We start from the raw sequence: 13,275 nt of genomic DNA, 5'->3' as shown, positions 1-13,275 counted from the left end.
CAACATATCTGGCGTTGACTTTTGGCACGCTGTTGAGTTCTCAAGGAACGGACACTTCCTTCAGGCCGCCTTCCAGCGGGCCCTCCGGGCGCTTCATTCTTTCGTGTTCCCAGCTTAGCAGATCCGTTTCCCGGCGCTTAACCGGTACTTTTCACATCTGAAATCTGGTGTTAACCGCCGACTTGCGGCGACTCGGCCAACCATAGCGGGTAGCCGACCGGAGCGCGAATCGAGCCACACCGAGCGTCACCCGCCCGGAGCATGATTTGTTGCTCTCGCGAGCATATACAGCAATGGTCCCGGTTCGCCAAGATGCCTGTAGAGTGCGGCACATCGACCCAGAGGACTAGACCACTACCGGTCGATGGGACGTCGGCCTGACGCCCCGGCAGTCGTCGCTCTCTGTGGCGGACGGGCCGGTAGGGGCGGATTGGGCCTGGCCCTTCGCCCGGGAATGTCAGCAGATGTCCGAAGTTGACATGATCTAGGCTTCAGCCGATGTCCTGCCGCTGCCTGCGGCCGCTCGCTGTTCTGCGCACTTGGGAGGCTCAACCATGACCACTGTGACGTCGCCGCTGACCGGCCGGGTCGTCGGGCTCGCCGGCGTGCCCGACCCCGTCTTCTCCGGCGCGATGGTCGGTCCCGGTACCGCGATCGACCCGGTGCGCCGGCCGACCGAGGCCGTTGCTCCGGTGGACGGCGTCGTGGTCTCCATGCACCCGCACGCGTTCGTCGTCGTGGACGCGGACGGGCACGGTGTGCTGACCCACCTCGGCATCGACACCGTGCAGCTGAACGGCGAGGGCTTCGAGCTGCTCGTCAACAAGGGCGACACGGTGACCCGCGGCCAGGCCGTCATCAAGTGGGACCCGGCCGCCGTCGAGGCCGCGGGCAAGTCGCCGATCTCGCCGATCGTCGCGCTGGAGGCCGCCACCGACTCGCTCGGCGATGTCCGTGAGGACGGAGACGTCGCCGTCGGCGACGCTCTCTTCAGCTGGAGCTGACCTCCCCTCTTTCCTTCTTCCCTCCCGGGCCGCTCGGCGCCCGGGCCGGGTGCGCGCCGGCGAAGACCACGCACGACAGAAGCCGAGCCCACACACCCGCCCCGCCGCACTCGGCGGGGCGGACCGGCACACAGCGGTTCCGGCGGGGCCGCTTCCCTCAGCGGAGACAGGTGACATGGAGAAGACGCTGCGCGGCGTGGGTGTGAGCCACGGGGTCGCGATCGGCCAGGTGCGGCACATGGGAACGGCGGTGCTCGAGCCGCCGGCCACCCAGATTCCGACTGAGGACGCCCCGCGCGAGCAGGCTCGCGCCCAGGCGGCCGTCGACGCGGTCGCCGCCGACCTGATCGCCCGCGGCAACCTCGCCGGTGGCGAGGCGCAGGCCGTGCTGGAGGCCCAGGCGCTGATGGCGCAGGACCCGGAGCTGATGGCCGATGTGGCCCGCCGGATCGCCGTCGGCAGCAGCGCCGAGCGCGGCGTGTACGACGCCTTCGCCGCCTACCGCGCGCTGCTCGCCTCCGCGGGTGACTACCTGGCCGGCCGGGTCGCGGACCTGGACGACGTACGGAACCGCATCGTGGCGCGGCTGCTGGGCGTGCCGATGCCGGGTGTGCCGGACAGCGACGAGCCGTATGTCCTGTTCGCCCGGGACCTGGCGCCGGCCGACACCGCGCTGCTGGACCCGACCCTGGTGCTCGGCTTCGTGACCGAGGAGGGCGGGCCGACCAGCCACAGCGCCATCCTGGCCCGGGCCTTGGGCGTGCCCGCCGTGGTCGCCCTGCCGAACGCGACCGACGTCGCCGAGGGCACCGTGGTCGCGGTGGACGGCGGCTCCGGCGATGTGCTGGTGGAGCCGTCGCAGGAGAAGCAGGACGAGCTGCGCGCGATCGCCGCGGAGCGCAAGGCCGCGCTGGCCGCCTCCTCCGGTCCGGGGCAGACCTCGGACGGTCACCGGGTGCCGCTGCTCGCCAACGTGGGCGGCCCGGCGGACCTGCCGGCCGCGCTGGAGGCCGGGGCGGAGGGCGTGGGCCTGTTCCGCACCGAGTTCCTCTTCCTGGACGACTCGGCGAAGGCTCCCAGCGAGGAGAAGCAGGTCGAGGCGTACCGCAAGGTGCTGGAGGCGTTCCCGGAGGGCCGGGTCGTCGTCCGGGCGCTGGACGCGGGCGCGGACAAGCCGCTGGACTTCCTGACCCCGGCCGACGAGCCCAACCCGGCGCTGGGGGTGCGTGGTCTGCGCACGCTGCTGGAGCACCCCGAGGTGATGCAGGCCCAGCTGCGGGCGCTGGCGAAGGCCGCCGAGGGGCTGCCGGTGCACCTTGAGGTGATGGCGCCGATGGTGGCCGACCGCAAGGACGCCAAGGACTTCGCGGACGCGTGTCGCCAGGCCGGGCTGGCCGCCAAGTTCGGCGCGATGGTGGAGATCCCGTCGGCCGCGCTGCGGGCGCGGGCGATCCTGCGGGAGGTGGAGTTCCTCTCGCTGGGGACCAACGACCTCGCGCAGTACACCTTCGCCGCCGACCGCCAGGTCGGTGCGCTGGCCCGGCTGCAGGACCCGTGGCAGCCGGCGCTGCTGGACCTGGTGGCCTTCTCGGCCGAGGCCGCGCAGGCCACCGGCAAGAGCTGCGGCGTCTGCGGTGAGGCTGCCTCCGACCCGCTGCTGGCCGTGGTCCTCACCGGTCTGGGCGTCACCAGCCTGTCGATGGGCTCGGCGTCGATCCCCTATGTGCGGGCCACGCTGGCCAAGTACACGCTGGCGCAGTGCCGTCGGGCGGCCGAGGCGGCCCGGGCGGCGGACAGCGCCGAGGAGGCGCGGGCCGCGGCGCAGCAGGTGCTGTCGGGCGAGTAGGCCTGGCAGGCCGGGCAGCGCGTACGGCGAAGGGGCGTCTCCACCACCGCGGTGGTGGAGACGCCCCTTCGCCGTACGCGGGGCTACCCGCGGCGGTCCCGGCCGAGCTGTTCGAAGAAGCGCAGGTGTTCGAGGTTGTCGACGGAGCCGGGGTTGACCGCCTGCTCCAGCGGGGTGCCGGAGAGCAGGCGCTTCACCGGGACCTCGATCCGCTTGCCGGTCAGGGTGTGCGGCAGGCCCCGGACGGCGATCACCTCGTCGGGGACGTGGCGCGGGGAGAGTTCGGTGCGCAGCGTGGTGCGGATGCGGCCGATGAGGTCGTCGTCGAGGGTCGCGTCGGGGGCGAGGACGACGAACAGCGGCATCCAGTAGCCGCCTTCGGGCTCCTCCACGCCGATGACCAGGGATTCGGCGATCTCCGGGAGGCGCTCGACGACCTCGTAGATGTCGGAGGAGCCCATCCGGACGCCCTGGCGGTTGAGGGTGGAGTCGGAGCGGCCGTGGATGACGACGGTGCCGCGGGAGGTGACGGTGATCCAGTCGCCGTGGCGCCAGACGCCGGGGTACATCTCGAAGTAGCTGTCGTGGTAGCGGATGCCGTCCGGGTCGCTCCAGAAACCGGTGGGCATGGACGGGATGGGCTTGGTGACGACGAGTTCGCCGACGGCGTCGGTGAGCGGGCGGCCGTGGACGTCCCAGGACTCGACGGCGGCACCGAGGCAGCGGGCCTGGATCTCGCCGAGGTGGACCGGGAGGGTCGGGACGCCGCCGACGAAGCAGGAGCAGACGTCGGTGCCGCCGCTGACCGAGGCGAGCCAGACGTCCTCCTTGACCTCGTCGTAGATCCAGCGGAAACCGTCGGGCGGGAGCGGGGAGCCGGTGGTGCCGATGCAGCGGACGGCGGAGAGGTCGAGGTCGCGGCCGGGGTGGAGGTCGGCCTTGCGGCTGGCGATGACGTAGGCGGCGGAGGTGCCGAGGACGGTCGCGCCGGTGCGGGCGGCGACGGACCAGAGGGCGCCGGTGTCGGGGTGGCCGGGGCTGCCGTCGTAGGTGACGATCGTGGACCCGGTGAGCAGGCCGGCGAGGAGGAAGTTCCACATCATCCAGCCGGTGGAGGTGTACCAGAGGAAGCGGTCGCCGGGGCCGAGGTCGAGGTGGAGGCCGGCCTGCTTGAGGTGTTCGACCAGGATGCCGCCCTGGCTCTGGACGATGGCCTTGGGCAGGCCGGTGGTGCCCGAGGAGTAGAGGACCCAGAGCGGGTGGTCGAAGGGGACGGCCTCGAAGACCGGCTCGACGTCGTGGGCGACCAGGTCGTCCCAGTGCAGGGCGCCGTCGGGGGCGGGTGCGCCGAGCACGGGGACGTGGACGACGGTGCGCAGCGTGGGGAGTTCGCGGCGGAGTTCGGCGACGACCTCGGTGCGGTCGTGGTCCTTGCCGCCGTAGTGGTAGCCGTCGACGGCGAAGAGGACGGCGGGTTCGATCTGCTGGAGCCGGTCGAGGACGCTGCGGGCGCCGAAGTCGGGGGCGCAGCTGGTCCAGATGGCGCCGACGGCGGCGGTGGCGAGGAGGGCGACGGCGGCCTGCGGGATGTTCGGCAGGTAGGCGCCGACCCGGTCGCCGGGGCCGATGCCCTGGGCGCGGAGTGCCTCGGCCAGCGAGCCGACCTGGCGGCGGAGTTCGGCCCAGGTGAGGACGACGGGCTGCTCGGTGGTCTCGTCGAGGTGGAGGACGGCCGGGCGGTCGGCGTTGGCGCTCGGCCGGCCGTCGGGGCCGGGTTCGCCGGCGCGCAGGGCGTGCTCGGCGTAGTTGAGGCGGGCCCCGGGGAACCAGCGGGCGCCGGGCATGGCCGGGTCGGCGAGGACTGCCTCGGGTGCCCGGGTGAACCGGACGTCGAACCACTGGGTGACGGCGGTCCAGAAGCGGTCGAGGTCCTCAGTGGACCAGGTGTGCAGATCCGCGTAGCGCCGGGCGGCCTGCTGGTCGTCGTCAGCGGGGGCGAGGGGGGCGGCCGGTGCGCCGTGGTGTTCGGCGGCCCAGGCCTGGAAGGCCACGAGGTTGGTGGCGGCGGCGCGAGCGGGGTTGGGGCGCCAGAGCGGCTGATCCTGGGATGGGGTGCTCACGGTGGTGGTCTCCCGGCCGGTGGATGGGACGGGAGTGCTTGTGGCAGGGCCCGTCCGGTTGGGGCTGTCGGTGCAGACCCTGCCATGTGATCGGCCGGTGCGCCAGGGTCTGCCCCGGGGGTGCGCGGGCTGGTCAGCGGCCGGTCAGCGGCGGGTGAACTCGCCGTTGAACCAGGCGCGGGAGACCCGGGTGTGGAAGGCGAAGGCGAGTGGGGTCTCGGGGGTCGAGAGCTGCCAGCCGTCGGTCTCGTCGGTGGGCCTGGAGGGCGGCAGTTCGGCGAGCGGGCGGCCGGGCAGCAGGCCGAAGAGGCAGAGGAAGCCGCCGTTGGTGTCGGAGTCGGTGGCTACCAGGGTGATGTCGGCGGCGTCGGCCAGGATGCCCGTCTCCTCGCGGAGTTCGCGGACGCAGGCCTGCTGCCAGCTCTCGCCGTAGTCGACGTAGCCGCCGGGCAGGGCGAGTTCGCCGTAGCCGGGCTCGATGGTGCGGCGGATGACGACGAGGCTCCGCTCACCGCTCTCCTGGGTGACCGGGAGGAGGGTGACCACGACGGGCAGTGGATTGCGGTAGCTGATCTCGGCGCAGCCGGGGCAGGTGCGGGGCCAGGCCTCGGTACCTGACGGGTAGGGCGTGCCGCACCAGTGGCAGTGGGAGTTGGGCCGGTTGCTCGTCCTGCTCACCTCTTGAGTGGTCATGGCCGGATGGTAGTGCCGCGAGGGCCTGCGGTGGATCGCGGTCCGTGGACATGGGCGGCGGGGCCGGTCAGCGGAGCCCGTCCTCGTGGGTGGGGCGGAGCAGTGCCGGGTGGAGGAGCTGGGCGTCGCCGGCGCGGTAGTTGCGGGCCCGGGGGCCGCCGCGGGCGCCGCCGCGCTCGGTGGTGGTGCCGGTGCTCTCGACGAAGCCGGGGACGGAGAGCACCTTGCGGTGGAAGTTCCCCGGGTGGAGCTTCTCGCCCCAGACGGCCTCGTAGACGGCGCGCAGCTCGGGGATGGTGAAGTCGTACTGGAGGAAGGCGGTGGCCAGCGGGCTGTACTCGATCTTGGCGCGGGCGCGGTCGAGGCCGTCGGCCAGGATGCGCGCGTGGTCGAAGGCCAGCGCGATGGGGACCGACGCGATGGGGGCGGGCCCCTCGGCCCCGGTGTGGGGGGCGGGAGGGTGGCCGGTGTGCCCGTCGACGCCACCCCCGTGGGTGTCGGCGGGCACACCGGCTGCTGGGGACCGGCCGCCGGGCGGCCGGAGATCGAGGGTGGTGACGGGGTGCCAGGCGGCGGACGCCGCGTCCGTACCGGCCTGGGGGTCGGGCAGGTCGGGGGCGAACGCGAGGTAGGCGACCGAGACCACGTGCATCCGCGGGTCGCGCAGGGGGGTTCCGTAGGTACCGAGCTGTTCGAGGTGGATCCGGCTGAGGGCGGCCTCGGCGTCGGCGGTGCCGTGCAGGCCGGTCTCCTCGGCGAGCTCGCGGGCGGCGGCCTCGTCGAGACCCTCCTCCCCGGCCTTCAGGAAGCCGCCCGGCAGCGCCCAGTACCCCTGGTAGGGCGGCGCGGCGCGCTCGACGAGCAGGACGTGCAGGCCGCCGTGGCGCAGCGTCAGGGCGACGACGTCGACCGTGACCGCGACCGGGGTGTAGGCGCGCGGGTCGTAGGAGGCGAGCCACTCCTGCTCGGCGCCCCCGCCGTGGGGTGGCTGTGCGGCCATGGCGGTCTCCTCTCCCGGTCGGGCCCGCCCGTCCTTGTCGTTCTCGGGCTGAGCACAACGTAGCGATCCCTTGTCTCTGCGGCAAATGGTTTTCCGGGCGGCCGCCCGCCGCCGCGCTCCTAGGCTGTGAGCAGGAACGACGTCGCCCCAGGAGGCCGCCATGCCCGTCACTCCCCCGGTTCCCGGTCCGGCCGGCTTCGCCGCCGCGCTGGCCGCCGGTCCGCTGGTGCTGGACGGCGGACTGTCCAACCAGCTCGCGGCCGCCGGGCACGATCTGTCGGACGGGCTCTGGTCGGCGCGGCTGCTGGCGGACGCGCCCGAGGCGCTGGTCGCCGCGCACCGGGCCTACTTCGCGGCGGGGGCGCAGGTCGCGATCACGGCGAGCTACCAGGCGAGCTTCGAGGGGTTCGCCCGGCGCGGGGTGGGCCGGGCGGAGGCCGGGCGGCTGCTGGCGCGCGGCGTGGAGCTGGCCCGCGCCGCGGCAGCGGAGGAGTCGGCCGGGGACCGGCCGCGCTGGGTGGCGGCGTCGGTGGGCCCGTACGGGGCGGTGCCGGCGGACGGGTCGGAGTACCGGGGGCGGTACGGGCTGAGCCAGGACGAGCTGGAGGCGTTCCACCGGCCCCGGCTGGAGGCGCTGGTGGCGGCCGGGCCGGACGTGCTGGCGCTGGAGACGGTGCCGGACGCGGACGAGGCGCGGGCCCTGTTGCGGGCGGTGCGCGGGCTGGGTGTACCGGCCTGGCTGTCGTACAGCGTGGTGGGCGGCCGGACCCGGGCCGGCCAGCCGCTGGCGGAGGCGTTCGCCCTGGCCGCGGAGGCCGACGAGGTGGTGGCGGTGGGGGTGAACTGCTGTACGCCGCAGGATGCCGACCGGGCGGTGGCGCTGGCGGCGCGGGTGACCGGCAAACCGGTGGTGGTGTATCCGAACAGCGGCGAGAGCTGGGACGCGGGGGCCCGGGAGTGGCGCGGGGAGCCGACGTTCCGGGCGACAGGGGCGGCCGGGGGCCGTGGGCGGGTGGCCCGCTGGCTGGCGGACGGCGCCCGGCTGATGGGCGGCTGCTGCCGGGTCGGACCGGACGGGATCGCCGCACTGGCGGCGGAGCTGGCGGCGGAGCCGACACCGGAGCGGGCGGCGGAGCGGGCGCACGGCCGGCCCTGAGCGCCGGTTACCGAGGGGGAAGGTGCACGGACCGGGGGTGGACTGGCAGACTCGTGGCGTTACCACTGCGGTCGACATTGTCGACCGCCTGTCAGCGCGGAGGTACCGAATGCCCGGCCCGATCCAGTCGCTTTCCCGGGCCGCCGCCATCATGCGCCTGCTGGCCGGCGGCGAACGCCGCCTGGGCCTGTCCGAGGTCGCGACGGCGCTGGGTCTCGCCAAGGGCACCGCGCACGGCATCCTGCGGACCCTCCAGCAGGAGGGGTTCGTGGAGCAGGACCCGGAGAGCGGCAAGTACCAGCTGGGCGCCGAACTGCTGCGCCTCGGCCAGAGCTATCTGGACGTGCACGAGCTGCGGGCGCGCGCCCTGGTCTGGGCGGACGACCTGGCCAGGGCGGCCGGGGAGACGGTCTACCTCGGGGTGCTGCACCAGCGGGGCGTGCTGATCGTGCACCACGTCTTCCGTCCGGACGACACGCGGCAGGTGCTGGAGGTCGGCTCGATGCAGCCGTTGCACAGCACCGCGATGGGCAAGGTGCTGCTGGCGTACGACCCGGTGGCGCGCGGCGAGCTGGCCGAGGGCGAGCTGGAGGCGTACACCTCACGGACCCTGACCGAGCCGGCGGACGTGGACGCGGAGGCGGCGCTGACCCGCGAACGGGGCTGGGCCGACGCGATCGAGGAGACCTGGGAGGGCGTGGCCTCGATCGGCGCGCTGATCCAGGACCGGCGGCGCAATCCGGTGGGCGCGGTCTGCATCAGCGGCGCGGTGGAGCGGGTCTGTGAGGACGGGTTCGTCAGACCGTCGCTGGTCGCCTCGGTGCGCAGCGCGGCGCGGGCGATCTCGCGGGATCTGGGCGCCGGGCGGTTCTGAGCCGCGTCCGGCGGGGGTGGGCCGGGCGCGGACCGGGCCCGGACCCGACCGGATTCACATCGGAAGACATGGTCACGCTGAGGCGCGGACAGGCGGGATGCCTGTCCGCGCCTTAGCGTTTTGTCCATATTTGGCGTTCCCCGATGGGTAACTTCGAGCGAAGGGTCACAGCTGCGTAACCCGCCCTTGACGTGGGGGCGACCTGGGGAGGAAGCTTCCGCATGACGGTCGACAATGTCGAACGATGGCCGAGCCGATCACTCCCACACAGCGCTCACCCGCACAGTGATCGTCCGGTCGCCTGCCCCCACCCTCATCTCCGGGCCATATGGACAAGGGAGTCTCTGTGTCCGCGTTCTCCAACGGCGACATCTTCGTCGGCGAAACCCTCGGCACCGCCGCCCTGATACTTCTCGGCGGCGGCGTCTGCGCCGCCGTGACGCTCAAGAAGTCGAAGGCCCTCAACGCCGGCTGGCTGGCGATCACCTTCGGCTGGGGCTTCGCGGTGATGGTCGCCGCCTACATGTCGGCCCCCAAGTCCGGTGCGCACCTGAACCCGGCCGTCACCCTCGCCATCGCCGTCGACACCGGCGACTGGAGCAAGGTCCCGGTCTACCTCGGCTCCCAGCTGCTCGGCGCGATGATCGGCGCCGTCCTCGTCTGGGCCACCTACCTCGGCCAGTTCCAGGCCAACAAGGAGCCGACCCTGGGCATCTTCTCGACCGGTCCCGAGATCCGGAACCCGTTCCAGAACCTGCTCACCGAGATCATCGGCACCATGGTGCTCTGCCTCGGGATCCTCACCCAGGGCCTGACCAAGGGCCTCGGCCTGTCCGGCACCGGCATCCTGATCGTCGCCTTCACCGTCGTCTCCATCGGCCTCTCGCTCGGCGGTCCGACCGGCTACGCCATCAACCCGGTCCGCGACCTGGGCCCGCGCATCGTGCACTCGCTGCTGCCGATCCCGAACAAGGGCGGCTCCGACTGGTCCTACGCCTGGATCCCGGTGGCCGGCCCGGTCATCGGCGGTCTGCTGGCCGGCGGCCTGTACCACGTCGCCTTCTGAGCCCGGGTTTCCGCCCCGCCCGAGCACGGGGACTGACCAGAGAGTCGGACCCACCCACCCCCGCAACCCCCATCCCGAGCCGAGGACCCTCATGACCTCCACTGGCACTGGCAACTACATCGCCGCGATCGACCAGGGCACCACCTCCAGCCGCTGCATCATCTTCGGCGCGGACGGCCGGATCGTCGCCGTCGACCAGCAGGAGCACCGGCAGATCTTCCCCCAGCCCGGCTATGTCGAGCACGACGCCGCCGAGATCTGGACCCGGGTGCGGTCGGTGGTCCGGGGCGCGCTGGAGAAGGCCGGTCTGACCAGGGACGACATCCGCGCGATCGGCATCACCAACCAGCGCGAGACCACCGTCCTGTGGGACCGGAACACCGGCGAGCCGGTGCACAACGCACTGGTGTGGCAGGACACCCGCACCGAGGGGCTCTGCCGCGAGCTCGGCCGCAACGTCGGCCAGGACCGCTTCCGCCGCGAGACCGGCCTGCCGCTGGCCAGCTACTTCGCCGGCCCGAAGATCCGCTGGCTGCTGGACAACGTCGAGGGCCTGCGCGAGCGCGCCGAGGCCGGCGACATCCTCTTCGGCACCATGGACACCTGGGTCATCTGGAACCTCACCGGTGGTGTCAACGGCGGCAAGCACGTCACCGACGTCACCAACGCCAGCCGCACCATGCTGATGAACCTCCACACGATGGCGTGGGACGAGAAGATCGCCGAGTCGATGGGCGTGCCGCTGGCCGTCCTGCCGGAGATCCGCTCCTCCGCCGAGGTCTACGGCGAGGCCGTCGGCGACCTGGCGGGCGTGCCCGTCGCCTCCGCGCTCGGCGACCAGCAGGCCGCGCTGTTCGGCCAGACCTGCTTCGACGAGGGCGAGGCCAAGTCCACCTACGGCACCGGCACCTTCCTGCTGCTCAACACCGGCGAGAAGATCGTCAACTCGTACCACGGCCTGCTGACCACCGTCGGCTACCAGATCGGCGACCAGAAGCCGGTCTACGCGCTGGAGGGCTCGATCGCCGTCACCGGCTCGCTCGTCCAGTGGCTGCGCGACCAGCTCGGCATCATCTCCACCGCGGCCGAGATCGAGACCCTCGCCAACACCGTCGAGGACAACGGCGGCGCCTACTTCGTCCCGGCCTTCTCCGGCCTGTTCGCCCCGTACTGGCGCTCCGACGCCCGCGGTGTGATCGCCGGCCTGACCCGGTACGTCACCAAGGGCCACCTGGCCCGGGCCGTACTGGAGGCCACCGCCTGGCAGACCCGCGAGGTCGTCGACGCCATGCAGAAGGACTCCGGCGTCGAGCTCACCGCCCTCAAGGTCGACGGCGGCATGACCAGCAACAACCTGCTCATGCAGAACATCGCCGACGTCCTGGACGCCCCGGTCGAGCGCCCGTACGTGGCCGAGACCACCGCGCTCGGCGCCGCCTACGCGGCCGGTCTGGCCGTGGGCTTCTGGAGCGACCTGGACACCCTGCGGGCCAACTGGCACCGCGCCGCCGAGTGGACCCCGCGGATGGACGAGGCCACCCGGGAGCGCGAGTACAAGAAGTGGCTCAAGGCCGTGGAGCGCACCATGGGCTGGGTGGAGGAGGACGAACAGAGCTGACCGCGAAGCCGGTCGGGGCCCTCGGCCCCGACCGGCACGCTCCCGTTTCACCGGCCCGCCGCACCGGGCCGAACCGGCCTCTCAGCAGGGGCCGCACCGCACATCGAGAGGAGTAACGGCGCCGCCCGACCCGCGCCGCCGTACACACACCATGGCTACCATCCCGACCCTGGGCGCCGAGCGCACCGCCGGCCGCACCGCCTCCCGCGCCGAGACCCGCGAGCTGCTGGGCAAGGCCACCTACGACCTGCTGGTGATCGGGGGCGGCATCCTCGGCACGGCCGTCGCCTGGACCGCCTCCCAGGCGGGTCTGAAGGTCGCCATGGTCGACGCCGGCGACTTCGCCGGTGCCACCTCCAGCGCCTCCTCCAAGCTGGTCCACGGCGGCCTGCGCTACCTGCAGACCGGCGCGGTCAAGCTCGTCGCCGAGAACCACAAGGAACGCCGCGCGCTCGCCACCGACGTCGCCCCGCACCTGGTCAACCCGCTGACCTTCTTCGTGCCGGTCTACAAGGGCGGCCCGCACAGCGCGCCCAAGCTCGGCGCCGGTGTCTTCCTGTACTCGGCGCTCTCCGCCTTCCGCGACGGCATGGGCCGGGTCTCCACCGCCGCGCACGCCGCCCAGCAGGTGCCCGCGCTGCGCACCGAGGGCCTGCGCTCGGTGGCCGTCTACGGCGACCACCAGATGAACGACTCGCGGGTCGCCGTGATGACCGTGCGCGCGGCCGTCGACGCCGGCGCCGTGGTGCTCAACCACGCCGAGGTCACCGGCCTGCGGTTCACCGGCGGCCGGGTCACCGGCGCGGACCTCAAGGACCGCCTGGACGGCACCGAGTTCGGCGTCGACGCCCGCCTGGTGCTGAACGCCACCGGCCCGTGGGTGGACCACCTGCGCACGATGGAGGACGCCGGCGCCGCGCCGTCGATCCGCCTCTCCAAGGGCGCTCACGTCGTCGTCAAGCGCCGCTCCCCGTGGCGCGCCGCGCTCACCATCCCGATCGACAAGTACCGCGTCTCGTTCGCCATCCCGTGGGAGGACCACGTCCTGCTCGGCACCACGGACGAGGAGTACACCGGCGACCCGCAGGACGTCCGGGCCACCGAGGCCGACATCGACCAGATCATGGGCGAGGCCGGCCACGCCATCCGCGACGAGCACCTCGACCGTGACCTGATCACCTACGCCTTCGCCGGCCTGCGGGTGCTGCCCGGCGGCCCGGGCGACACCGCCGCCGCCAAGCGCGAGACGGTCGTCACCGAGGGCAAGGGCGGCATGCTGTCGGTCGCCGGCGGCAAGTGGACCACCTACCGGCACATCGGCCGGACGGTGCTGGAGAAGCTCGCGCACGTGCCCGGTACCACCCTCGGTGAGGACATCTCGCCGATCGCCGCGACCGTGCCGCTGCCGGGCGTCGGCGCGCCGAACGCCGTCGCGCACCGCCTGCTGATCGACCGCGAGCCCGGCTCCCGGATGGAGCCGCTGGTCGCCAAGCACCTGGCCAGCCACTACGGCACGCTCTCCTTCGAGATCGCCCGCATGATCGACGAGAACCCGGAGCTGGGCGAGCCGATCCACGCGGACGGGCCGGACGTCTGGGCGCAGGTCGCCTACGCCGCCGACAGCGAGTGGGCGTACACCACGGACGACGTGCTGCGCCGCCGCACCACGATGACCGTGCGCGGTCTGGACACCCCGGAGATCCGGGCCGAGGTCGAGACCTTCCTGGCGAAGCGCGCGACCAGGTAGCCGGACCGGTTCCACCGGAAGGGGGGGGGCCCCCCCGCCCCCGGGGGGGGGCCCCCCCCGGCCCCGGGGGGGGGGGGCGGGGCCGGGCCCGCGCCCCCACCCCACCCACACAGACCGCCGGGGGGGGGGGTTGCTGAAGGGGGGGATAATA

10 protein-coding genes are annotated in these 13,275 nt (G+C 73.0%); 7 read left to right on the top strand and 3 right to left on the bottom strand.

The features are described 5' to 3' along the window. Positions 1-554: 554 nt before the first annotated feature. Both ACIQIB_RS24185 and ptsP read left to right on the top strand, forming a co-directional pair. Complete coding sequence (locus ACIQIB_RS24185) at positions 555-1,004, top strand: PTS glucose transporter subunit IIA (protein WP_363615338.1); 450 nt, start codon at positions 555-557, stop codon at positions 1,002-1,004. Between the two features lie 175 nt (positions 1,005-1,179). Continuing rightward, the gene (ptsP, locus tag ACIQIB_RS24180; RefSeq protein WP_363615336.1) at positions 1,180-2,850 is read left to right on the top strand and encodes a phosphoenolpyruvate--protein phosphotransferase; all 1,671 of its coding nucleotides are present in this window, start codon (positions 1,180-1,182) and stop codon (positions 2,848-2,850) included. An 83-nt stretch (positions 2,851-2,933) separates the two neighbouring features. Here ptsP and ACIQIB_RS24175 read toward each other — a convergent pair whose 3' ends face one another. The 3 genes from ACIQIB_RS24175 to ACIQIB_RS24165 all read right to left on the bottom strand — a co-directional run bounded on the left by ACIQIB_RS24175 (position 2,934) and on the right by ACIQIB_RS24165 (position 6,663). Next, positions 2,934-4,970, bottom strand: a complete 2,037-nt coding sequence (locus ACIQIB_RS24175) for an acetoacetate--CoA ligase (protein WP_400760515.1) — start codon at positions 4,968-4,970, stop codon at positions 2,934-2,936. Between the two features lie 144 nt (positions 4,971-5,114). After that, entirely contained in the window at positions 5,115-5,663 is a 549-nt protein-coding gene (locus ACIQIB_RS24170; protein ID WP_400760513.1) for an NUDIX domain-containing protein, read from the bottom strand. A gap of 67 nt (positions 5,664-5,730) precedes the next feature. Further along, positions 5,731-6,663, bottom strand: a complete 933-nt coding sequence (locus tag ACIQIB_RS24165; protein WP_400760510.1) for an NUDIX hydrolase — start codon at positions 6,661-6,663, stop codon at positions 5,731-5,733. Positions 6,664-6,823: 160 nt separating this feature from the next. Between ACIQIB_RS24165 and mmuM the strand changes: the two genes are divergently transcribed. The 5 genes from mmuM (at position 6,824) to ACIQIB_RS24140 (ending at position 13,124) form a co-directional block, all read left to right on the top strand. Next, a complete protein-coding gene (gene mmuM, locus ACIQIB_RS24160; protein ID WP_400760509.1) occupies positions 6,824-7,819 on the top strand; it encodes a homocysteine S-methyltransferase in 996 nt (331 codons plus the stop codon). A gap of 109 nt (positions 7,820-7,928) precedes the next feature. Then, a complete protein-coding gene (locus ACIQIB_RS24155) occupies positions 7,929-8,693 on the top strand; it encodes an IclR family transcriptional regulator (RefSeq protein WP_363610649.1) in 765 nt (254 codons plus the stop codon). Between the two features lie 346 nt (positions 8,694-9,039). Further along, complete coding sequence (locus ACIQIB_RS24150; RefSeq protein WP_400658820.1) at positions 9,040-9,759, top strand: MIP/aquaporin family protein; 720 nt, start codon at positions 9,040-9,042, stop codon at positions 9,757-9,759. A gap of 91 nt (positions 9,760-9,850) precedes the next feature. Beyond that, the gene (glpK, locus tag ACIQIB_RS24145) at positions 9,851-11,377 is read left to right on the top strand and encodes a glycerol kinase GlpK (protein WP_363610645.1); all 1,527 of its coding nucleotides are present in this window, start codon (positions 9,851-9,853) and stop codon (positions 11,375-11,377) included. Between the two features lie 151 nt (positions 11,378-11,528). Beyond that, on the top strand, positions 11,529-13,124 hold the full coding sequence (locus tag ACIQIB_RS24140) for an FAD-dependent oxidoreductase (protein ID WP_400760507.1): 1,596 nt from the start codon (positions 11,529-11,531) through the stop codon (positions 13,122-13,124). Positions 13,125-13,275: the final 151 nt, after the last annotated feature.

The organism is Kitasatospora sp. NPDC092286 (assembly GCF_044755565.1).
GTDB lineage: Bacteria > Actinomycetota > Actinomycetes > Streptomycetales > Streptomycetaceae > Kitasatospora.
The sequence above is the reverse complement of the archived record's forward strand: the minus strand, read 5'-3'. Positions and strand labels throughout refer to the sequence as shown.

What these genes read in the sequence shown, in the direction of transcription:
- ACIQIB_RS24185 (WP_363615338.1), top strand. Translation starts at nt 555, where the DNA reads ATGACCACTGTGACGTCGCCGCTGACCGGCCGGGTCGTCGGGCTCGCC.
- ptsP (WP_363615336.1), top strand. Translation starts at nt 1,180, where the DNA reads ATGGAGAAGACGCTGCGCGGCGTGGGTGTGAGCCACGGGGTCGCGATC.
- ACIQIB_RS24170 (WP_400760513.1), bottom strand. Translation starts at nt 5,663, where the DNA reads ATGACCACTCAAGAGGTGAGCAGGACGAGCAACCGGCCCAACTCCCAC.
- ACIQIB_RS24165 (WP_400760510.1), bottom strand. Translation starts at nt 6,663, where the DNA reads ATGGCCGCACAGCCACCCCACGGCGGGGGCGCCGAGCAGGAGTGGCTC.
- mmuM (WP_400760509.1), top strand. Translation starts at nt 6,824, where the DNA reads ATGCCCGTCACTCCCCCGGTTCCCGGTCCGGCCGGCTTCGCCGCCGCG.
- ACIQIB_RS24155 (WP_363610649.1), top strand. Translation starts at nt 7,929, where the DNA reads ATGCCCGGCCCGATCCAGTCGCTTTCCCGGGCCGCCGCCATCATGCGC.
- glpK (WP_363610645.1), top strand. Translation starts at nt 9,851, where the DNA reads ATGACCTCCACTGGCACTGGCAACTACATCGCCGCGATCGACCAGGGC.
- ACIQIB_RS24140 (WP_400760507.1), top strand. Translation starts at nt 11,529, where the DNA reads ATGGCTACCATCCCGACCCTGGGCGCCGAGCGCACCGCCGGCCGCACC.